Annotated in this window: 16 protein-coding genes; 13 read left to right on the forward strand and 3 right to left on the reverse strand. The window is 71.9% G+C overall.

Annotated features, from left to right (window positions below):
• The first annotated feature begins 31 nt into the window (after nucleotides 1-31).
• The 5 genes from ACE3Q2_RS03460 to ACE3Q2_RS03480 all read left to right on the forward strand — a co-directional run bounded on the left by ACE3Q2_RS03460 (nucleotide 32) and on the right by ACE3Q2_RS03480 (nucleotide 5848).
• Complete coding sequence (locus tag ACE3Q2_RS03460) at nucleotides 32-514, forward strand: SET domain-containing protein (RefSeq protein WP_231696674.1); 483 nt, start codon at nucleotides 32-34, stop codon at nucleotides 512-514.
• 87 nt (nucleotides 515-601) lie between these two features.
• The gene (locus ACE3Q2_RS03465; RefSeq protein ID WP_374472788.1) at nucleotides 602-2833 is read left to right on the forward strand and encodes a DUF5916 domain-containing protein; all 2232 of its coding nucleotides are present in this window, start codon (nucleotides 602-604) and stop codon (nucleotides 2831-2833) included.
• A gap of 111 nt (nucleotides 2834-2944) precedes the next feature.
• Nucleotides 2945-3514 (forward strand): GbsR/MarR family transcriptional regulator, encoded by a 570-nt coding sequence (locus tag ACE3Q2_RS03470; protein WP_374472790.1) that lies wholly within the window; start codon nucleotides 2945-2947, stop codon nucleotides 3512-3514.
• Nucleotides 3511-4854 (forward strand): cytochrome ubiquinol oxidase subunit I, encoded by a 1344-nt coding sequence (locus tag ACE3Q2_RS03475; RefSeq protein WP_374472792.1) that lies wholly within the window; start codon nucleotides 3511-3513, stop codon nucleotides 4852-4854. The genes ACE3Q2_RS03470 and ACE3Q2_RS03475 overlap by 4 nt, the downstream gene beginning before the upstream one ends.
• Nucleotide 4855: 1 nt before the next feature.
• On the forward strand, nucleotides 4856-5848 hold the full coding sequence (locus ACE3Q2_RS03480; RefSeq protein WP_374472794.1) for a cytochrome d ubiquinol oxidase subunit II: 993 nt from the start codon (nucleotides 4856-4858) through the stop codon (nucleotides 5846-5848).
• A gap of 140 nt (nucleotides 5849-5988) precedes the next feature.
• Here the strand turns inward: ACE3Q2_RS03480 and fusA are convergent, their stop codons facing one another.
• Together fusA and ACE3Q2_RS03490 are read right to left on the reverse strand one after the other, a co-directional pair.
• Nucleotides 5989-8025: an elongation factor G gene (gene fusA / locus ACE3Q2_RS03485; RefSeq protein ID WP_374472796.1), complete on the reverse strand. Its 2037-nt coding sequence runs from the start codon at nucleotides 8023-8025 to the stop codon at nucleotides 5989-5991.
• 185 nt (nucleotides 8026-8210) lie between these two features.
• Complete coding sequence (locus tag ACE3Q2_RS03490) at nucleotides 8211-10064, reverse strand: sulfotransferase (protein ID WP_374472798.1); 1854 nt, start codon at nucleotides 10062-10064, stop codon at nucleotides 8211-8213.
• A gap of 94 nt (nucleotides 10065-10158) precedes the next feature.
• Between ACE3Q2_RS03490 and ACE3Q2_RS03495 the strand changes: the two genes are divergently transcribed.
• The 4 genes from ACE3Q2_RS03495 to ACE3Q2_RS03510 all read left to right on the forward strand — a co-directional run bounded on the left by ACE3Q2_RS03495 (nucleotide 10159) and on the right by ACE3Q2_RS03510 (nucleotide 13746).
• Nucleotides 10159-10587 carry an OsmC family protein gene (locus ACE3Q2_RS03495; protein WP_231696667.1) on the forward strand — a complete coding sequence of 143 codons (429 nt, stop codon included), beginning with the start codon at nucleotides 10159-10161 and terminating at the stop codon, nucleotides 10585-10587.
• Nucleotides 10580-11293, forward strand: a complete 714-nt coding sequence (locus ACE3Q2_RS03500; RefSeq protein ID WP_374472800.1) for an alpha/beta fold hydrolase — start codon at nucleotides 10580-10582, stop codon at nucleotides 11291-11293. Before ACE3Q2_RS03495 ends, ACE3Q2_RS03500 begins: the two co-directional genes overlap by 8 nt.
• 37 nt (nucleotides 11294-11330) lie before the next feature.
• Nucleotides 11331-11990: a glycine zipper 2TM domain-containing protein gene (locus tag ACE3Q2_RS03505; RefSeq protein WP_374472802.1), complete on the forward strand. Its 660-nt coding sequence runs from the start codon at nucleotides 11331-11333 to the stop codon at nucleotides 11988-11990.
• A gap of 100 nt (nucleotides 11991-12090) precedes the next feature.
• On the forward strand, nucleotides 12091-13746 hold the full coding sequence (locus ACE3Q2_RS03510; protein ID WP_374472806.1) for an amidohydrolase: 1656 nt from the start codon (nucleotides 12091-12093) through the stop codon (nucleotides 13744-13746).
• A gap of 81 nt (nucleotides 13747-13827) precedes the next feature.
• Here ACE3Q2_RS03510 and ACE3Q2_RS03515 read toward each other — a convergent pair whose 3' ends face one another.
• Nucleotides 13828-14700, reverse strand: a complete 873-nt coding sequence (locus ACE3Q2_RS03515; protein ID WP_374472808.1) for a PhzF family phenazine biosynthesis protein — start codon at nucleotides 14698-14700, stop codon at nucleotides 13828-13830.
• Nucleotides 14701-14831: 131 nt separating this feature from the next.
• On the opposite strand from ACE3Q2_RS03515, the gene ACE3Q2_RS03520 reads away from it, so the two are divergent.
• The 4 genes from ACE3Q2_RS03520 (at nucleotide 14832) to ACE3Q2_RS03535 (ending at nucleotide 21062) form a co-directional block, all read left to right on the forward strand.
• Nucleotides 14832-17456, forward strand: a complete 2625-nt coding sequence (locus tag ACE3Q2_RS03520; RefSeq protein WP_374472810.1) for a bifunctional aspartate kinase/diaminopimelate decarboxylase — start codon at nucleotides 14832-14834, stop codon at nucleotides 17454-17456.
• Entirely contained in the window at nucleotides 17449-18846 is a 1398-nt protein-coding gene (murL, locus tag ACE3Q2_RS03525; RefSeq protein ID WP_374472812.1) for a UDP-N-acetyl-alpha-D-muramoyl-L-alanyl-L-glutamate epimerase, read from the forward strand. Before ACE3Q2_RS03520 ends, murL begins: the two co-directional genes overlap by 8 nt.
• Nucleotides 18827-20206, forward strand: coding sequence for a UDP-N-acetylmuramoyl-L-alanine--D-glutamate ligase (gene murD, locus ACE3Q2_RS03530; RefSeq protein ID WP_374472814.1), 1380 nt, complete (start codon nucleotides 18827-18829; stop codon nucleotides 20204-20206). The genes murL and murD overlap by 20 nt, the downstream gene beginning before the upstream one ends.
• A gap of 76 nt (nucleotides 20207-20282) precedes the next feature.
• Complete coding sequence (locus tag ACE3Q2_RS03535) at nucleotides 20283-21062, forward strand: dienelactone hydrolase family protein (RefSeq protein ID WP_374472816.1); 780 nt, start codon at nucleotides 20283-20285, stop codon at nucleotides 21060-21062.
• Nucleotides 21063-21162 lie beyond the last annotated feature (100 nt).

Raw genomic sequence — 21162 nt, forward strand, 5'->3', positions numbered from 1 at the left:
ATGGCCGTCCCCTCGCGCCACGGAACGCCCCATGCCCAAGAAGATCGAAGCCCGCCGCTCCGCCATCCACGGCAACGGCGTCTTCGCCACCGCGGACCTCGCCAAGGGCGAGCGCGTGGTGCGCTACAAGGGCCTGCTGCGCACCCACGACGAGGCCGACCGTGTCTACGCCGACGACCCGGACACCGGCCACACCTTCCTGTTCACGCTCAACGACAAGTACGTGATCGACGCCAACGTGGACGGCAACGTGGCGCGCTGGATCAACCACAGCTGCGACCCGAACTGCGAGGCGGTGTTCGAGGAAAGCGACAGCGGCAAGAAGCGCAAGGACCGCATCTACATCGAGGCCATGCGCGACATCGCCGCCGGCGAGGAGCTGACCTACAACTACGGCATCGTGCTGGCCGAGCCGCACACGGAGAAGCTCAAGAAGCTCTGGGCCTGCCGCTGCGGTTCGCCCAGGTGCACCGGCACCATGCTGCAGCCCAGGAAGGGCCGCAAGAAGGCCTGAAACCGCCCCGCGCGGCATGACCAATGGGCCTCGGCGTCGCCGGGGCCCCCGCCCAGAATGCCCGGGCCCTCTGCCCACGGTGCCCGCATGAAGCCTGTCCTCCCCCTGATCGCGCTGGCCTGCGCCGCGCTGCCGTCGCTGGCCTCCGCGGTCATCGTCGACGGCGTGCTCTCGCCCGGCGAATGGGTCGGTGCCCGCCACGTCACCGAATTCACCCAGGTGCAGCCGCTCACCGGCGAGCCGGGCAGCCTGGGCACCGAAGCCTGGATCAAGGCCACGCCCAACGGCCTGGCGGTGGCCTTCCGCAACGCGCAGCCGGCCGGCGTGCCGCGCAGCCAGCAGCGCACGCGCCGCGACCAGATGGGCCAGCTCGACCGCATCAACGTGATGGTGGATTTCGACGGCGACGGCCGCACCGGCTACGACTTCGTGGTGAGCCTGCCCGGCGGCATCGCCGACGAGGTGATCACCAGCGAGCGCAATTTCAACGACGACTGGGACGGCCACTGGCACCACGCCACTTCCCAGGACGACGAGGCCTGGTACGTGGAAGTGCTGGTGCCCTGGCACGTGGCGCCCATGGCCAAGCCGGAGAACGGCACGCGCACGCTGGGCATCTACCTCGACCGGGTGGTGGCGCACACCGGCGAACGCATCGCCTGGCCGGCGGCCAGCTACCAGCGGCCGCGTTTCCTGTCCGACTTCGCCCCCGTCGAGGTGCCGCACTACGAACAGGCGCTGCTGGCCGTGACGCCCTACGTGGTGGCGGTGAACGACCGCCTCACCGGCGATACCGACGTGGACGCCGGCGCCGACCTGTTCTGGAAGCCCAGCGGCCAGTTCCAGCTCGCCGCCACGCTCAACCCCGACTTCGGCCAGGTGGAGAGCGACGACCTGGTGGTGAACTTCGGCGCGGTGGAAAGTTTCTTCGGCGACAAGCGCCCCTTCTTCACCGAGAACCAGGGCCTGTTTGACGTGCCCTTCGGCGCCGGCAACAGCCGCCTGCTCTACACCCGCCGCATCGGCGCGCCGGCCGACGACGGCTCCGGCGCCGGCGACGTGGCGGCCGCGGTGAAGCTCAACGGCAGCCTGGGCCAGGTGCGCTACGGCCTGCTCGCGGCCACCGAAAACGGCGACGCCGGCCGCGATTTCCTCGCCCTGCGCGCCACCCGCGACTTCGGCGCGCACGACCTGGGTGGCATGCTCACGCGCGTGGACCGGCCCTTCCTCGACCGCGTGGCCACGGTGTATTCCACCGACCACCTGTGGACGCCGGACGCCGCGTGGACGATCCGTTCCCAGGTCGTGGCCTCCTCGGTGACGCAGGCCGGCGAGCGCCGCGACGACCTCGGATTCCAGAGCCGCATCGACCAGGCCCTGGGCAATGGCTGGCGCCAGCAGCTGTACCTGCTGCACCTGGGCGACGGGCTCGAGCTCAATGACATCGGCTACGTCGACCGCAACGACTTCAACTACGTGCGCTACGAGCTGGCCCGCCGCGAGGATGCGCCACCGGAAGGCTCCCGCTACGCCAGCTATGAAACACGCTGGGCCGCCTCGGTGCGCCGCAACGACGGCGGCCTGGCCATCGCCGAGGCCGCGGCCGTGCAGCGATACGCCGAACTGCGCGATGGCGGCAGCGAGTTCTGGGACCTGGCCGGCTTCACGCCCGGCCACGACGACCGCATCACCCGCGGCAACGGCGTGGTGCGCGTGCCGGAGAAGCTCTACCTGTTCTGGGAGCGTTCGCGCCCGCAGCGCGGCGACTGGTCGCTCTACGGTTACGCCCGCGCCGCCGCCGAAGGCCTGGACGGCGCCCGCGGCCTGGGCCTGGAGCTGCAGTTCGAACCCACCCTGCACCTGGGCGACAACCTGGCGCTGCAGGGCGCCTTCGGCCTGCAGCACCAGCCCGACTGGCTGCTCTGGCGGGGCGGCAACCAGCTCGGCAGCTTCCGCGCCGACACCGCCCGCATCGGCGCCAACCTGCAGTGGCAGCTGGGCCGGCGGCAGGAGCTGCGGGTGAAGTTCGAGGCCATCGCGCTCGACGCCCGCCTGCGCCAGGCCTGGCGCGTGGCGCCCGACGGCGAGCCGGTGGCCAGCACCGACCCGGTGCCCGATTTCACCCTGCAGAACCTCGGCTTCCAGGTGCGCTACCGCTTCGAAGTGGCGCCGCTGTCGGACCTGTACGTGGTCTACGGCCGCGGCGGCCTGGCGGTGGAGGACGGCAGCCGGCCGCTGGCCGAGCTGCTCGGCGACGCCACCTCGCTGCGCGACGCCGAACAGCTGCTGGTGAAGTTCAGCTACCGCTTCACGAATTGAGCCCCGGCAGGAGGGCGTGATGGCCGGCTGAACCGCCGGACCGCCGCCCTTGCTTTGGCTTGACCTGTGTCATTTAATGTTTCAGAAATTTCTGAAACTTCGGATGGCCACATGGACCTCCCCCCGCTCAGCCAGTCGTTCGTGCTGCATTTCGGTGAAATGGGCAGCCGCTGGGGCATCAACCGCACGGTGGGGCAGATCTACGCCCTGCTGTTCATCTCGGCCCAGCCGCTGACGGCCGACGAGATCACCGACAAGCTCGGGGTCAGCCGCTCGAACGTGAGCATGGGCCTGAAGGAACTGTCGTCCTGGCGCCTGGTGCGCCTGAGCCACCAGCCCGGGGACCGCCGCGACTTCTATTCGGCGCCCGAGGACGTCTGGGCCATCTTCAAGACCCTGGCGGAAGAACGGCAGCGCCGCGAAGTGGACCCGACGCTGTCGATGCTGCGCGACGCCCTGCTCGAAAGCCCCGAGTCCCTCGAGGAGCGCCACGCCCAGGCCCGCATGCGCGAGATGCATGACCTGATCGAGCAGCTCACCGACTGGTTCGCCGAAGTGCGCAAGCTTTCGCCCGCCACGCTCGAGAAGCTGATGTCGCTGGGCGCCAAGGCCACAGCGCTGCTGCAGTTCACCGACAAGATGCGCGGCGCCGCGCCCGCCAACGAGGAGAAGGCTTCGTGAGCGACCTCGACCCGGCCCTGCTGGCGCGCATCCAGTTCGCGGCCAACATCAGCTTCCACATCCTGTTCCCGGCCATCACCATCGCGCTGGGCTGGTTCCTGCTGTTCTTCAAGCTGCGCTACCTGCGCACCGGCGCGCAGCACTGGCTCGACGCCTACTACTTCTGGGTGAAGGTGTTCGCGCTCACCTTCGCCATGGGCGTGGTGAGCGGCATCACCATGAGCTTCCAGTTCGGCACCAACTGGCCGGGCTTCATGGAAACGGTGGGCAACATCGCCGGGCCGCTGCTGGCCTACGAAGTGCTGACCGCGTTTTTCCTGGAGGCCAGCTTCCTCGGCATCATGCTGTTCGGCCGCAAGCGCGTGGGCGAGCGCATGCACACCCTGGCCACCGTGCTGGTGGCGGGTGGCACCACGTTCTCGGCCTTCTGGATCCTGGCGCTGAACTCGTGGATGCAGACCCCGGCCGGCTTCGAGATGGTCAATGGCCAGGCCCATGCCACCGACTGGCTCGCGGTCATCTTCAATCCGTCCTTCCCCTACCGCTTCTTCCACATGCTGCTGGCTTCGGGCCTGACCGCGGCCTTCCTGGTGGCGGGCCTGTCGGCCTACCGCTGGCAACGCGGCGACCGCGGCGGCGACGTACGCGGCGCGCTGCGCGCCGGCGTGTTCGTGGCGGCGCTGCTGATCCCGGTGCAGATCTTCGTGGGCGACCTGCACGGCCTGAACACGCTGGAACACCAGCCGGCCAAGGTGGCCGCGATGGAGGGCGTGTGGCAGGACGAGAAGGGCGCGCCGGCGCTGATCTTCGCGATCCCCAACGAAGGGACGCGCAGCAACGACTACGCCATCGGCATTCCGAAGCTGGCTTCGCTGATCCTCACCCACGACCCGGACGGCGAGATCAAGGGCCTCGATTCCTTCCCCGGCGCGCACCCGCCGGTGGCGCCCGTGTTCTGGGGCTTCAGGGTGATGGTGGGCGTGGGCACGCTGATGCTGCTGGTCTCGTGGTGGACCGCCTGGCGCCTGCGCCGCGGCGGCGAACCCTCGGCCTGGCAGGCGCGCGCGCTGCTGGCCATGACCTTCGCGGGCTGGGTGGCCACGCTGGCCGGCTGGTACGTGACCGAAATCGGCCGCCAGCCCTGGCTGGTGACCGGCGTGCTGCGCACCGTGGACGCCATCTCGGCCACGCCGGCGCCGGTGATCGGCATCAGCCTCACGGCCTACCTGCTGCTCTACGCCGGCCTGCTGTCGGCCTACGTCTCGGTGCTGTTCTACCTGGCCCGCCACCGCGGCAAACCCGACCACCGCCCGGCCGTGGCCGGCCTGCAGGAGGCCTGAGATGGAAACCACCCTTCCGCTGGTGTTCACCGCGCTGATGGCGCTGGCGATGCTGCTGTACGTGGTGCTCGACGGCTACGACCTGGGCGTGGGCATCCTGCTGCGCGGCGCCGGCGACGCCGACAAGGACCGCATGATCGCCTCGATCGGCCCGTTCTGGGACGCCAACGAAACCTGGCTGGTGCTGGGCGTTGGCCTGCTGCTGGTGGCCTTCCCGATGGCGCACGGCGTCATCCTGGGCGCGCTCTACCTGCCGGTGGCGGCCATGCTGATCGGCCTGATCCTGCGCGGCGTGGCCTTCGACTTCCGGGTGAAGGCGCGCGCGGCGCACAAGCCGCTGTGGAACGGCGCGTTCTGGGCCGGTTCGGTGCTGGCGGCGTTTTCGCAGGGTTACATGCTGGGCAGCTACGTACTGGGCTTCCGCGACGACGCCGTGGGCACGCTGTTCGCCGGGGCCATCGGCCTGTGCCTGGTGGCGGGTTATGCGCTGCTGGGCGCCGGCTGGCTGGTGCTCAAGGCCGAGGGTGAACTGCGCGCCAAGGCCCTGCGCTGGGCCTACGCCAGCCTGTGGCTGACGGGACTGGGCATCGCCGCGGTGTCGGTGGCCACGCCGTGGGTGAGCCCGCGCATCTTCGAGAAGTGGTTCTCGCTGCCGAACCTGTTCTTCCTGCTGCCGGTGCCGGTGCTCACGGCGCTGGTGTTCGCCGCCGCCGAGGGCGCCATCCGCCGCCTGCGCAAGGGCGAAACGAAACGCGACTGGCTGCCGTTCGCCGCCGCGGTGCTGCTGTTCGTGCTGGCCTTCGCGGGCCTGGCCTACAGCCTGTTCCCCTACCTGGTGATGGACCGCATGACGCTGTGGCAGGCCGCCGCGGCGCCCGAGTCGCTGCTGATCATGCTGGTGGGGGCGGCGATCACCCTGCCGATGATCGCCGTCTACACGGTGTACGTTTACCGCGCTTTCTGGGGCCGCAGCGCGGAGCTCAGCTACGAGTGAGGCGCCACGCTTACTCGTAGGAGCGGGGGGTGAGCGGCGCGTCGGGGGGCGCAAAGAGTAGGGGGGTGATCCCCGTGCGTCTGTGGCCCGTAAACCGGGGTAGGTTTCACGGGGGGTCCTTACGCCGCTCCTACAGGGGGCTATTCCTCGTCGTGGCGGGGTTTGTAGGCTTCTACCAGCTGCTTCTGCACCTGCGGCGGCACCGGTTCGTAGTGGCTGAATTCCAGGTCGTAGCGGCCGCGGCCGGCGGTGGCGCCCTTGAGCTCGGCGGCGTAGTCGCCCAGCTCCGACAGCGGCACCTGCGCCTTCACCACGATCTCGCCGCCGCGGCCGGCGTCGGTGCCGTGGATGCGCGCGCGCTTGCCGGCCAGCTGGCCGGTGATGTCGCCCATGTGCGCCTCGGGCACGCTCACGGTGAGGTCGACGATGGGTTCGAGCACCTGCGGCCGGGCCTTCAGCACCGCGTCCAGGAAGGCCTTCTTGCCGGCGGCCACGAAGGCCACTTCCTTGGAATCGACGCTGTGGTACTTGCCGTCGTACACGGTCACGCGCACGTCCTGCAGCTGGTAGCCGGCGATGGCGCCGCCGTGCAGCACCTGGCGCACGCCCTTTTCCACCGCCGGGATGAACTGGCCGGGGATGGTGCCGCCCTTCACCGCGTCCACGAATTCGAAGCCGCGGCCGCGCTCGAGCGGCTCGATGCGCAGGAACACCTCGCCGAACTGGCCGGCGCCGCCGGTCTGCTTCTTGTGCCGGTGGTGGCCCTCGGCCGGCGCACCGATGGTTTCGCGGTAGGCGATGCGCGGCGGCCGCGTCACCACGTCCACGCCGTAGCGCTCGCGGATGCGTTCGAGCATCACCCGCAGGTGCAGCTCGCCCAGGCCGCGGATGACGGTTTCGTTGAGTTCGCCGTTGTGCTCGACGTGGAAACCCGGGTCCTCCTCGGCCAGCCGGTGCAGGGCCGTGGCCAGCTTCTGCTCCTGGCCGCGGGTGGCGGCCTCGATGGCCAGGCCGAACATGGGCTTCGGGAAATCGAGCGGCTTCAGGCGGATATCGTCCTCGTCGTGGCTGTCGTGCAGCACGGCGTCGAAGTGGATCTCGTCCACCTTGGCCACCGCGGCGATGTCGCCCGGGATGGCCTGGTTGATCTCCACGTGCTCCTTGCCCTGCAGCCGGAACAGGTGGCCCACCTTGAAGGGCTTGCGGCCGTCGTCGATGAAGAGCGGGGCGTCCCTGCGCACCGTGCCCTGGAACACGCGGAACACGCTGAGCTTGCCGACGAAGGGATCGTTGATGATCTTGAACACGTCCGCGATCACGTGCGCGTCCGGGTCGGGCGTGGCGGTGATGGGCTGGCCGTTCTTCTCGAAGGGCGGGGGATTGCCTTCCAGCGGGTTGGGGAAGAGCCTCTCGGCCAGGTCGAGCAGCTCCTTCACGCCGGCACCGGTGCGCGCCGACACGAAGCACACCGGCACCAGGTGGCCTTCGCGCAGGCACTGCTCGAAGGCGTCGTGCAGGGCCTGGCCGCTCAGGCCTTCCTCGCCCACTTCCAGGTAGCGCTCCATCACCTGCTCGTTGATCTCCACCACCTGGTCGACGATGCGCTGGTGCGCTTCGGCCACCGGGCCCAGGTCGGAATTCCCGGCCGGGTTGAAGAAACAGTCCACCACCCGCGTGCCCTTGTCGGCCGGCAGGTTGATGGGCAGGCACTCGGGGCCGAAGGCCTCGCGCAGCTCGTCGAGCAGGGCGGGCAGGTGGCCCGGGTCGATGTCCATCTTGTTCACCACCAGCACGCGGCACAGGTTGCGCGCGCGGGCGTAGTCCATCATGCGGCGCGTGCCGTATTCGACGCCGGTGGCGGCGTTGACCACCACGGCCACCGTTTCCACCGCGGAAAAGGCCGACAGCGTGGGGCCGCGGAAATCGGCGTAACCCGGGGTGTCTATCAGGTTGACGTGGATGCCGGCGTGGTCGGTGCTGGCGATGGCGGTGTTGAGCGAATGGCCGCGCGCCTTTTCCATCGGGTCGTGGTCGGACACGGTGGTGCCGCGTTCGAGGCTGCCTGCCGCCTGGATCGCGCCGCCGGCATGCAACAGGGCTTCGAAGAGGGTGGTTTTGCCGGCGCCCGGGTGGCCTGCCAGGGCCACGTTGCGGATGGTTGGCGTGGTGTAGGACATGAGGCCGTCTCTCCCTTGAAGAGGGTGGATAGGCCGTCATGGTCGGCGGCGCAGTGGCGCTGCCTTCGGTCGTTTTCGCGCGACCGCGCGTCGGTCATGGCGGAAGCCCGGCCGCGGCCGGGGCACCTAGCCTTCCACCGCCGGCCGCCCGGGTCAACTGGCCGGGGCGGGCGGGCTCAGCGGGCTCAGCGGGCTGCGCGGGCGGCGCGTTCGACGGTGTCGCGGATGGCCGCCAGGCGCGGTTCGATGGCCTCGGCGTGCTTGCGCCACTTGTCCGGCGCCGGCGTGCTGAGCGTGTAGCGCGACAGCGGCAGCACGCCGCCCAGGTCGCGGTCCCAGCCCCAGCCGGCCCAGGCGCCCAGGCGTTCCACGGTGGCCTGCGGCGCGGCCAGGAAGGCGTCGTGGTCCACCGCCGTCCATTCGTCGCGGTCCAGGGCCTGCAGGTCGTCGAGCAGCACGCGGGTGGCGGTTTCCCACTGCGCGGCCACGACGTCGGCCAGCGGCTTGCCGGAGAGTTCGCGCCAGCCCGGCGTGAGCAGGAAGGACCAGGGCAGGCCCTGCCAGCCCGGCAGGTTCGGGTACATGACGAAGCGGCCGGAGTTCCAGCCTTCGATCATGCTGGCCAGCACCTGGCGCGGGTCGCGGTGCAGGTAGATGAAGCGCGCGCCGGGGAACACCGCCTTCAGGAAGGGGATGCGCAGCGCGTTCTTCGGGGTTTTTTCCAGCAGGCGCACGGGCACGTCGCCGGGCGCGTGGCCCTCGCGGTCGCGCAGGGCGTCGAGGAAGCGCTGGCGCAGCTGCGCGGTGACTTCCGGCGTGGCGTCTTCGGCCAGCAGGCGGTTGGAATCGTGGCCGCGCTGCGAGGGCGCCAGGCCCGGCACGCCTTCGATCAGCGCGTGGCTCTCGTCGCCGATGGTGTACACGCCGGGCGCGCCCACCAGGGTTTCGAACAGCAGCGTGGAGCCGGAGCGCGGCGGGCTGACGATGAACACCGGGCGGTCGAAGCTGCTTGCGCTGGCGGCGCGGCGGGTGGGCGCGGCGGCCGCGGCCTGGGCCGGGGCGTCGCCGTGCACGTCCTTGCGCGCCACCAGGTTGGGCGCGCCGTCGTCGGACAGCGCGACGCCGAACACCAGCATGTCGAGCATGTGCATCAGGCCCACTTCGTTGCGCAGGCCGATTTCGCCGGCGCCGCGGGCCAGCGCGTCGGCGCGGCCCTGGTCGAGCAGGGCGCGGTAGCGCGGCCAGCCGGCCTCGCGCTCGCCGAAGGCCGACCACAGGCCATGCCAGCGCCGCGCGAAGTCCAGCAGGCCCTGCTGCACCACCGCCAGGCGCGGGTGCGGCACGCATTCGCCGAGCAGGAACACGAAGTGCTCGCGCACTTCCCAGGGCGTCATCACCACGGGCGCGTTCACGCTTTCGAAGTCGATGGCCACGTCGCCGCGGCCGGGCAGCGGCACCGGGCGCGGCTGCCAGCCGGGCACCACGCGGCCGGCGGGGCGGCCCTGCGCCACCAGGTCCCAGAAGCCGGCGCCGCCGACGGTGTCGGCCACCAGGTGGATGCGGGTGCGGTCGTTTTCGTTCACCACCCGGTGCCGGCGCCAGGTGTCGAAGATCCAGCATTCGCCGGCGGCCATGTTGATCTCGGCCTCGCCGGCCTGGAAGCGCACGTCGGGCGTGGTGGTGATGGGCACGTGCACGCGCATGCGCTCGCGCCAGTAGTAGTTGGTGTCCACGTGCGCGGTCACCTCGGCCTGGCCCGAGAGGCGCATCAGGCGCGAGCGGCCCCAGGTGGCGCCGAGCGCGGAGAGCACTTCCTTCACGCGCGGCAGCTGTTCGAGCACCGGGGTGGGGCGCATCTCGCCGGCCAGGTCGTCGTTGTCGGGTTCGCCGTTCGTGGCCACCAGGGTGAGCGCGCTGTTGCCCGGCAGCTTGTTCGGGTGCGGGCGCCAGTGCGATTCGTCGACCTGGGCGATTTCGTGCGCCAGCGCGGCGGCGTCGAAGGACACCGGCAGCTGGAGGAAGGGGACCTGGAGTTTCATGGGCCCATGGTACCGGCCGGCTTGGCAGGCGGCCAAATGCGGCGGGCGTACACTGCGGTCCCGGCCGCGCGGCGGCCTGCCACGGAGCACCACCATGGGATTCAAGCGCCATGCCACCGCCCACTGGGAGGGCGACCTCAAGACCGGCCAGGGCCGCATGAGCACGCCGCAGAGTGGCCTGTTCGACGGCACCCGCTATTCCTTCAACACCCGCTTCGGCGACGAGAAGGGCACCAACCCCGAGGAGCTGCTGGCGGCCGCGCATGCCGGCTGCTACTCGATGGCGCTGGGCTTCATCCTGCAGAACGCCGGCTACGTGGCCACCCGCATCGACACCCGCGCCGACGTGCAGATGGAAACCACGCCGGGGCCGCACGCCACCGGCGTGCACCTCACGGTGGCCGCGGTGGTGCCGGGCATCGGTGCGGAGCAGTTCGCGGCCATCGCCAACGACGCCAAGGAAAACTGCGTGATCTCCAAGGTGCTGGGCATCCCGGTCACGCTGGACGCGCGGCTTGTCTGAGCACGCGCACGGCGCCGTGTTCGTGCACGGCGCGGGCGGCGGTGGCTGGGAATGGGCGGCCTGGCGCCGGGTGTTCGCGGCGGCGGGCTGGAATGCGCTGGCTCCCGACCTGTGGCCCGCGCCGGCCGGCCTGGCCGCCACCTCGCTGGCCGACTACGCCGTGCAGGTGCGCGGCTGGCTCGCCGCCGCGCCGCGCCCGCGCGTGCTGGTGGGCGCCAGCCTGGGCGGCCTGCTGGCGGCCATGGCCGCCGACGCGGCCGACGCGCTGGTGCTGGTGAACCCGCTGCCGCCGGGCGGGCTGCCCGCCGCGCCGCCGCCGGCCATCGTGCCCTGGGGCCGCACCGCCACGCTGGCCGGCACCCGGCGCGCGCTGCCCGACGCCGACGATGCCGCCGCGCTGCACGCCTTCCGGCGCTGGCGCGATGAATCCGGCCGCGTGCTGGCCGAAGCGCGCGCAGGCGTGGCGCTGCCGCCGCCGCGCGTGCCCGTGCTGGTGATCGCATCGGACGCCGACGACGACGTGCCGCCGGCCGCCTCGGCGGCGCTGGCCGCGGCCTGGGGCGCCACGCTCTGGCGGGTGTCCGGCAGCCATGTGGGCCCGCTGCTCGGGCGCCAGGCGCCGGCGCTGGCGGCGGAGGTACTCCGGTGGCTGAACGCCGCTGTCGGCGTCGCCGGAATTCAGCACCCGTTGGGCGCCCCGGCCTGAGCATCGCCCCACGCCATCCCGGCGCCTGGAGCCTGCCATGAAGCGTGTTGTCGTTCCCTGCCTTGCCCTCGGCCTGGCCTTCGCCGCGACCGCGGCCTTCGCCCAGGACGGCTATTACGACGACTACGACCGCGGCTACGACGCCGGATACGAAGAGCCGGCCTACGACGCCTACGGCCAGGACGGCGGCTCGGCCACCGACCTGGCGCGCGTGCTGAGCGTGGATCCCATCGTCGAACCCGCGCGCGAAGTCCGCCGCCAGGAATGCTGGCGCGAACCGGCGCCGCGTTACGCCTACGAGGAGCGCTACGAGCGCGACGGTTACTACGCCCCGCGCCGCACCAGCGGCAACGGCGCGGTGCTGGGCGCCATCGTCGGCGGCGCCCTGGGCAACACCGTGGGCCGCGGCGACGGCCGCCGCGCCGCGACGGTGGTGGGCGCGGTGGTGGGCGGCGCCATCGGCAACGACATCGAGCGCAACGGCGCCCGCCGGGACGACCGCTACTACCGCCAGGCGCGCTATTCGCGCCCGGTGGAGGTGGAGCGCTGCCGCGTGGTCACCGACGTCGAGCACGAGGGCCGCGTGGTGGGCTACCGCGTGGCCTACGAATACGCCGGCCGCGTCTTCCACACCACCACCGACTACCACCCGGGCAACCAGCTGCGGGTGCGCGTGGACGTGACGCCCGAGGGCTGAGCTTCCGCCATCGCCGGACGAGCGAAGGGGCCTGCGGGCCCCTTCACTTTTTCGCGCCCCGGGCAGCGGGTAGGGTAGGGGCCTTCCCGGGGAGACCACCATGCGCCGAACCTGCCTTGCCCTTGCCCTTTCGCTGGCCGCCGCGATGCCGGCCGCCGCGGCCACGCACCTGCTGACCGCCGCGCGCATCCACACCGGCGACGCCGGACGCCCCGTGGCGGAAGCCATGGCCTGGGACGAGGAAGGCAACATCCTTGCGCTGGGCGGCGCCGACGAACTTCGCCAGCGCTTCCCCGGCGCGCGCGAACACGCGCGGCCCGGCGCGGTGGTCATTCCCGGCCTGATTGATGCCCACGCACACGTGATGGGCCTGGGCTTCGCCCTGCTGCGCGCCGACCTGGTGGGCGCGGCCAGCAAGGAAGAAGTGATCGCGCGGCTGAAGGCCTTCGAGGCCACGCTGCCGCCGGGCGGCTGGCTGCTGGGCCGCGGCTGGGACCAGAACGACTGGCCGGGCAAGCAGTTCCCCACCGCCGCCGACCTCGATGCCGCGTTTCCCGAGCGCCCGGTCTGGCTCGAGCGCGTGGACGGCCACGCCGGCTGGGGCAATTCGGCCGCGCTGCGCGCCGTGAAGCGCGACCTGTCGGGCGACTGGCAGCCCGAGGGCGGCCGTATCCTGCGCGACGCCCAGGGCCGCGCCACCGGCGTGTTCATCGACACCGCCGCCGCGCTGGTGGACGCCGTGGTGCCCGCGCCCGACGAGGCCCTGCGCGCCGAGGCGCTGGAGCGCTCGCTGGAAGCCGCCGCGAAACACGGCCTCACCGGCGTGCATGACATGGGCGTGTCGCTGGCCGACCTGGGCCTGATGCGCCGCTTCGCCGACGAGGGCCGGCTACCGCTGCGCATCCGCGCCTACGCCGACGGTGATTCCGATGCGCTCGACGCGCTCTGCGCCATGGGCCCCTACGAGCACCCCGAGGGCCGCCTGGCCATGCGCGGCGTGAAGTTCTACGTGGACGGCGCGCTGGGCAGCCGCGGCGCCGCGCTGCTGGAAGACTACAGCGACGAGCCGGGCCACCGCGGCCTGCTGGTGACCGAGCCGGCGGCCTACGCGGCGGCGGTGGCCAAGGCGCGCGAATGCGGAATCCAGCCGGCCAGCCACGCCATCGGCGACCGCGGCAACCGCATCGTGCTCGACACCTACGAGAAGGTGCTGGGCGACGCGGCGGGCGGCGACCACCGCTTCCGCGTGGAGCACGCGCAGGTGGTGCACCGCGACGACCTGGCGCGCTTCGCCGCGTTGAAGGTCGTGGCCTCGATGCAGCCCACGCACGCCACCTCCGACATGCCCTGGGCGGAAGCGCGCATCGGCAAGGAGCGCCTTTACGGCGCCTACGCCTGGCAGCGCCTGCGTGCGCTGGGCGTGCCGCTGGCGCTGGGTTCGGACTACCCGGTGGAATCGGTGGACCCGCGCCTGGGCCTGTATTCGGCGGTGACCCGCCAGGACCGCGACGGCCAGCCGCCCGGCGGCTGGCTGCCCGACCAGCGCCTGACGCCGGAACAGGCCCTGCACGGCTTCACCGCCGGCGCCGCGTTCGCCGCCTCGGACGAAGACCTCGTGGGGCGACTCGCGCCCGGCATGGCCGCCGACTTCGTGGTGCTGGCCACCGACCCGCTCACCGGCCCGCCGGCGCAGTTGCCCACGCTCGACATCCGCTCCACCTGGGTCGACGGCCGCCCCACCTACGTCGCCGAATAACCCGCACCTTGTAGGAGCGGCTTCAGCCGCGAAGCTCTTCGCGAAAAGCTTCGCGGCTGAAGCCGCTCCTACCGGGGCCGGTCACCAGTCGAGCGAACCGGTCACGACGGTCTGGACCTGGCCGCCGGACCAGACTTCGCCGTCGGCGTCGACCTGCAGTTCCAGGCGGGCGTCGTGGCCCACTTCGCGGCCCTGGCTGACGACGTAGCGGCCATCGGCGTTCGGCAGCGCGCCGGAATGGCTGAGCCAGGCCGCCAGCGTGGCGTTGGCGGCGCCCGAGGCGGCGTCTTCCACCTGGGCCGGCTGGCCGACGAAGGCGCGTACGGCCAGGTCGTAGTCGTTGCCGTCGCAGCGGGCGAACACGCACAGGCCCATCGCCTCGGACGCCTTGGCCAGCGCGGAGATGGCGTCCCAGGGCGGCGACAGCGCGCGCAGCGTGGCTTCGTCGCGCAGTTCGGCGATCCACCAGCGGCGGCCGCCGTCCATCAGCACCGGGGGCAGGGCGCCCAGGGCCATGCCGGACAGCGCCGGCGCCAGGCGTGGGTCGTCGGCCCGGCCGGTTTCCAGCACGCGGGCGCGGGGCGCGCGCACGCTGAGCCGGCGCGCGCGGCCTTCGCCCTGCACCTGGATGGGCAGCAGGCCCACGGCGCATTCCTGCACCAGCCGGCCCTCGCGCGGCGTGGCCAATCCGGCTTCCAGCACCGCGTGCGCGCTGCCGATGCTCGGGTGCCCGGCGAAGGGCACTTCGCGCCGCGGGCTGAAGATGCGCAGGCGGTAGCTGGCCTCCGGCGTGGTCGGCGGCAGCACGAAGGTGGTTTCCGGCAGGCGCGTCCAGCGGGCGATGGCCTGCATGGTGGTCTCGTCGAGGCCGGCGGCGTCGAGCACCACGGCCAGCGGGTTGCCGTCGCCCGGGCGGGCGGCGAAGACGTCGAGTTGTACGAAAGCGCGTGGCATTGCGGGGCTTCCTGCCCAAGGGATGCGGAAGGGTACCAGCCCGCTCCTGAACTCGGCGTCGGCGGCCTTCGTTTACACTCGGCAGGCTTGCGCGCCCGCCGCGCCCGCGCCCCCCAGACAGAACCCTGCCCATGACCCCAGCCGCACCCGCCGCCGGTGCCGTCGCACCGGACTGGATCGTCCTCAAGTTCGGAGGCACCAGCGTGTCCCGACGCACCCGTTGGGACACGATCGGCGCGCTGATGAAACGGCGCGCGTCCGAAGAGGGCGCGAAGGTGCTGGTGGTGGTGTCGGCGGTGTCGGGCGTCACCAACGAGCTGCAGGCGGCCTGCGACGGCCACGCCGACGCGGCCGCCACCCGCGCGCGGCTCGAAGCCCTGGCCGGGCGCCACCGTGCCTTCTGCGCCGACGAACTGGGCCTGGACCCGGCCGCCGTGCTCGGCGAACGCCTGGCCGCGCTGCGCGCCCTGGCCGACGACCCGCGCCGCGCCACCGGCGACCTGGCCTGGCAGGCCGAGCTGCTGGCCCAGGGCGAACTGCTCTCGTCCACCCTGGGCGTGGCCTACCTGCGCTCGCAGGGCCTGGACGTGGGCTGGACCGATTCGCGTGACTGGCTGCAGGCCCGCGCCCTGCCCAACCAGGGCGCCTGGAGCCGGCACCTGTCGGCCTCCTGTGATTACGAAGGCGATGCCGCGCTGCGCGCCCGCTTCGCCGCCGCCGGGCCGTCGCTGCGCATCGCCCAAGGCTTCATCGCCCGGGCGGAAGACGGCGGCACGGCCATCCTCGGCCGCGGCGGTTCCGACACCAGCGCGGCGTATTTCGGCGCACTGCTGGGCGCCCGCCGCGTCGAGATCTGGACCGACGTGCCCGGCATGTTCAGCGCCAACCCGCGCCAGGTGCCGGACGCGCGCCTGCTCACGCGCCTGGACTACGCCGAGGCCCAGGAAATCGCCACCACCGGCGCCAAGGTGCTGCACCCGCGCTGCATCCACCCCTGCCGCGAGGCGCGCGTGCCGCTGTGGATCCGCGACACCACGCGCCCCGACATGCCCGGCACCGTCATCGACTCCTCGGCCACCACGCTGCCGGGCGTCAAGGCCATCAGCTCGCGCCGCGGCATCGTGCTGGTGTCCATGGAAACCATCGGCATGTGGCAGCAGGTGGGCTTCCTGTCCGACGTGTTCGAGCGCTTCAAGGCGCACGGCCTGTCGGTGGACCTGATCGGTTCGTCCGAGGCCAACGTCACCGTTTCGCTCGACCCCAGCGACAACCTGGTGAGCACCAACGTGCTCGACGCGCTCTGCGCCGACCTGGCCCAGGTATGCCGGGTGAAGGTGATCGCTCCCTGCGCGGCCATCACGCTGGTGGGCCGCGGCATGCGTTCGCTGCTGCACAAGCTCAGCGACGTCTGGGCCGAATTCGGCCGCGAGCGCGTACACCTTATTTCGCAGTCCTCGAACGACCTCAACCTCACCTTCGTGGTGGACGAGGGCCTGGCCGAAGGCATGCTGCCGCGCCTGCACGCGCTGCTGGCGCAGTCGGGCGCCATGCCGGTGACCGAAACCGCGGTGTTCGGCCCCAGCTGGCGCCACATCGACCACCCGGCGCCCGAACGCCCCGCGCCCTGGTGGCTGGAGCATCGCGAGCGGGTGCTGGAAGCCGCCGCCGCCGGCACGCCGCGTTACCTCTACCACCTGCCCACGGTGCGCGAACGCGCCCGCGACCTGGCCGAAGTGCCGGCCATCGACCGCCGCTTCTTCGCGCTCAAGGCCAACCCGCACCCGGCGGTGCTGCGCACGCTGGAAGCGGAAGGCTTTGGCTTCGAATGCGTGTCGCTGGGCGAAATCGAACACCTGTTCGGCGTGTTGCCGGCGCTGGCGCCCGACCGCGTGCTGTTCACGCCCAGTTTCGCGCCGCGGCGCGAGTTCGAGGTGGCGCTGGCGCGCGGCGTGCACGTGACGCTCGACAGCCTGGCGCCGCTGCGGCAGTGGCCGGAACTGTTCACCGGCCGCGACCTCGTGCTGCGCGTGGACCCGGGCTTCGGCCAGGGCCACCACGAAAAGGTGCGCACCGGCGGCAAGGACGCCAAGTTCGGCCTGGCGCTGGAAGCGGTGGGCGAATTCACCGCCGCCGCGCGCGCCGCCGGCGCCCGCGTGGCCGGCCTGCACGCGCACATCGGCAGCGGCATCCACGACGCCCAGCACTGGCACACGGTGTACGCCAGCCTGGCCGCGGTGGCCGAGGGCATCGGCACCGTGGGCTTCATCGACGTGGGCGGCGGCCTGGGCGTGGCCTACGACCCCGAGGCCGAGCCCTTCGACCTCGAGGCCTACGCCGCGGCCCTGGCCGAAGTGAAGGCCGCCTACCCGCAGTACGCGCTGTGGGTGGAGCCGGGCCGCTACCTGGTGGCCGAAGCCGGCGCGCTGCTCCTGCGCGTCACCCAGGTGGTGCGCAAGCAGGGCCAGCGCCGCGTCGGCGTGGACGGCGGCATGAACGCGCTCATGCGCCCGGCGCTGTACGGCGCCTGGCACGAAATCACCAACCTCACGCGCGCCGGCGACCCGCCGGGCGAGCCCTGCGAAGTGGTGGGCCCGGTCTGCGAATCCAGCGACGTGCTGGGCCGCCAGCGCCGGCTGCCCGACGCCACCGCCGAGGGCGACGTGGTCCTGGTCGGCCACGCCGGCGCCTATGGCGCGGTGATGGCCAACCGCTACAACCTGCGCGAACTGCCGCAGGAGGATGTGCTCGATGACTGAGTTCGACCCGGGCGCCGTGCGCGCCTTCCGCTTCCTCACCTGCGGCCTCGACCCCGCCACCGGCGAGGCCCGCCTGGGCTACGCCTTCGACGACGGCCCGGAAATGGTGGAAACCATCCGTTTCCCCGGCGCGCCCTTCGCCCTCGACGGCGCCCGCGCGGCGGCGGTGGAGCGCGCGCTGCGCCTGTTGCACCTGATCGCCGGCGTCAGCTACTACAAGGCCGCGGTGCCGCCGGAAATCCGCATCGAGGCCTACGACATCGATGCCGAAACCGCGGAGTTGCTGGAGTCGATCTACGAAAACGGCCTGGGCGAGTTCGCCTACCGCAACGGCCTGTCGCTGCGCGGAAAAGTCCATTTCCCGGTGCGCGCGTCGGGCCTGAAGGCCCTCCCACAAGAGCTTCCCGCCGCCGCCACTGTGGGAGGGCCTTCAGGCCCGACGGCCGCGTCCGGCCGCGCCCTGGTCGCCATCGGCGGCGGCAAGGATTCGCTGGTGTCGATCGAGGCGCTGCGCGCCGCCGGCATCGAACAGACGGTGGCCTGGGTGGGCGGTTCGCCGCTGATCGCCGCCTGCGCCGCGCGCACCGGGCTGCCGGTGATGAACGTGGGCCGCGCGCTGTCGCCGCTGCTGTTCGAGCTCAACCGCCGCGGCGCGCTCAACGGCCACATCCCGGTCACGGCGGTGAACTCGGCCATCCTGGTGCTGGCCGCGCTGCTGCACGGCCACGACCAGGTGGTGTTCTCGAACGAGCGCTCGGCCAGCTACGGCAGCCTGATTCCCGGCACCGGCGAGGTGAACCACCAGTGGTCCAAGGGCTGGGATTTCGAGCGGGCGTTCGCACGCCACGTGCGCCGCAACGTGGCCGCCGACCTGCGCTACTACTCGCTGCTGCGGCCGTTCTCCGAGCTGGCGGTGGCGCGGCAGTTCGCGCGCCTCGACCACTACGACCAGTTCTTCTCCAGCTGCAACCGCAACTTCCACCTGCTGGGCGAGCGCCCGGCGCAGCGCTGGTGCGGCGTCTGCCCCAAGTGCCATTTCGTGTTCCTGGCGCTGGCGCCGTTCATGCCCAAGCCGCGGCTCATGGCCATCTTCGGCCGCAACCTGCTCGACGAGCCGGAGCAGGCGCCGGGCTTCGACGCGCTGATGGAATACCGCGACCACAAGCCCTTCGAGTGCGTGGGCGAGGGCCGCGAATCGCGCGCCGCCATGGACGTGCTGGCCGACAGCCCGGCCTGGCGCGAGGACGCGCTGGTGCGCCGCTACGCGCGGGAAATCCGGCCGCAGCTCGAGGCTTCGGAGCGGGGGCTGGCGCCGCTGCTCGAACCCTCGGATGATCACGGCATCCCCGAGGGGCTGTGGGAGCGGCTGCGTGCGCATTTCGGAGCTTGAAGGCAAGAAGGTCGCCATCTGGGGCTACGGCCGCGAGGGCCGCTCGGCCCTGGCCGCGCTGCGCTGGCGCCTGCCCAGCCAGCCGGTGACGGTGTTCTGTTCGCACGACGAGGCCGAACCCCTGCGCGAAATGCAGGACCCGGCCCTGCGCATCGAAACCAGCGTCAACGCCGCCCTGCTGGCCGAACACGAGGTGGTGGTGAAGTCGCCGGGCATCAGCCCCTACACCTCGCCGGCGGCCGATGCCGCGCTCGAGGGCGTGCGCTTCACCGGCGCCAGCGGGCTGTGGTTCGCCGAGCCGCCGGCCGGCCGCCGCGTCTGCATCACCGGCACCAAGGGCAAGTCCACCACCACCGCCCTGGTGGCGCACCTGCTGCGCGCCGCCGGCAAGCGCACCGCGCTGGCGGGCAACATCGGCCTGCCGCTGCTGGAGCTGCTGGACGTGCAGCCGCCGCCCGAGGTCTGGGCCATCGAACTTTCGAGCTACCAGACCGGCGAAGCCCGCGACGTCGACGTGGCGGTGGTGCTGAACCTGTTCCCCGAACACCTGGACTGGCACGGCAGCGAGGCGCGCTATTACGCCGACAAGCTCGCGCTGGTGACCAAGGCCGCGCCGCGCATCGCCGTGCTCAACGCCGCCGACCCGCGCCTGGTGGAGCTGGACGTGCCGCCCACCACCCGCGTGCTCTGGTTCAACCACGCCGACGGCTGGCACCTGCGCGAGAGCCTGGTCTACCGCGGCGAACAGCCGGTGTTCGACGCCCGCCACGTGCCGCTGCCGGGCCGCCACAACCGCCTGAACCTGTGCGCCGCGCTGGCCACGCTCGAGGCCCTGGGCCTGGACGCGGTGGCGCTGGCGCCGGCCGCCGCGAACTTCCGGCCGCTGCCGCACCGGCTGCAGTCGCTGGGCCTGCGCCACGGCATCGAATCAGTGAACGATTCGATCTCGACCACGCCGCACGCCTCCATCGCCGCGCTCGACTGCTACCGCGGCCGGCGCGTGGCCATCCTGGTGGGGGGCTACGACCGCGGCCTGGACTGGGGCGTGTTCGCCGAGCGCATCGCCGCCGAGCCGGTGGCGGCGGTGATCACCATGGGCCAGAACGGCCCGCGCGTTTACGAGAAGCTCAAGCCGCTGGCCTTGGGCGACCGCTTCGTGCTGGCCGAGGCCGGCGACATGGACGAGGCGGTGAAGCTGGGCCTGCAGGTGCTGGGCCACGACGGCGTGCTGCTGCTCTCGCCGGGCGCGCCGAGCTTCCCGCGCTACCGCGACTACGTCGAACGCGGCCGGCACTTCGCCCAGGCGGCGGGTTTCGACCCGGACCTGATCAGCACCATCCCGGGCCTCGGGGTCGCCTGAGCCCGCTCACGCGGCGCTTACGCCGGGCGGCGGGGCCGGGCATAGAATCACGGTCTTTCCCCCGGAGGATCGCCCCATGCGCCGCAGCCTGCTTGCCCTTGCCCTCGCGTCCCTGAGCCTCACCGCCGCGGCCAAGCCGGTCGCCGAGTCGGTGAGCTGGAGCCACGGCGGCACCAACTTCGACGGTTACCTGGTCTACGACGACTCGGAAGGCGACAAGCGCCCGGGCCTGGTGATGGTGCCGAACTGGATGGGCGTGACCGATTCGGCGCTCGAGAAGGCCAAGAAGATCGCCGGCGACGACTACGTCATCCTGCTGGTGGACATGTACGGCCGCGGCGTGCGCCCGGCCAACGCCGACGAAGCGGGCAAGGCCGCCACCGCGGTGTACGCCGACCGCGCGGCGCTGCGCGGCCGCATCAACACGGCGCTGGGCGTGCTGCGCGACTCGGCCGGCAAGACGCCGGTGGACGCGGGCCAGCTGGGCGGCATCGGCTTCTGCTTCGGCGGCGCGGTGGTGCTGGAACTGGCGCGCTCGGGCGCGGACGTGGCGGGCGTGGTCAGCTTCCACGGCAACCTGTCCACGACGGTGCCGGCCGAGGCGGGCGCGGTGAAGGCCAGCCTGCTGGTGCTCAACGGTGCCGACGACACCTACGTGCCGGCCGAGCAGATCGCCGCGTTCCAGCAGGAAATGACGGCGGCCAAGGCCGACTGGCAGTTCGTGAACTACTCGGGCGCGGTGCACTGCTTCGCCGAAGCCGACGCCAACAGCCCGGGCTGCCTGTACGAGCCGCGCGCGGCCAAGCGCGCCTACGCGGCGATGGAGTCGTTCTTCGACGAGAAGTTCGAGGACTGAAGTGCTGCCGGGGCGGTCGCCTCTGCCGGCGGCCGCCTCGAAGCGCTTCCGTGACCCGAATGCGCAATTGTAGGAGCGGCTTCAGCCGCGAAGCTTCTCG

Origin of the sequence: Arenimonas sp., from assembly GCF_041913985.1 — a bacterium.
Taxonomy (GTDB): domain Bacteria; phylum Pseudomonadota; class Gammaproteobacteria; order Xanthomonadales; family Xanthomonadaceae; genus Arenimonas.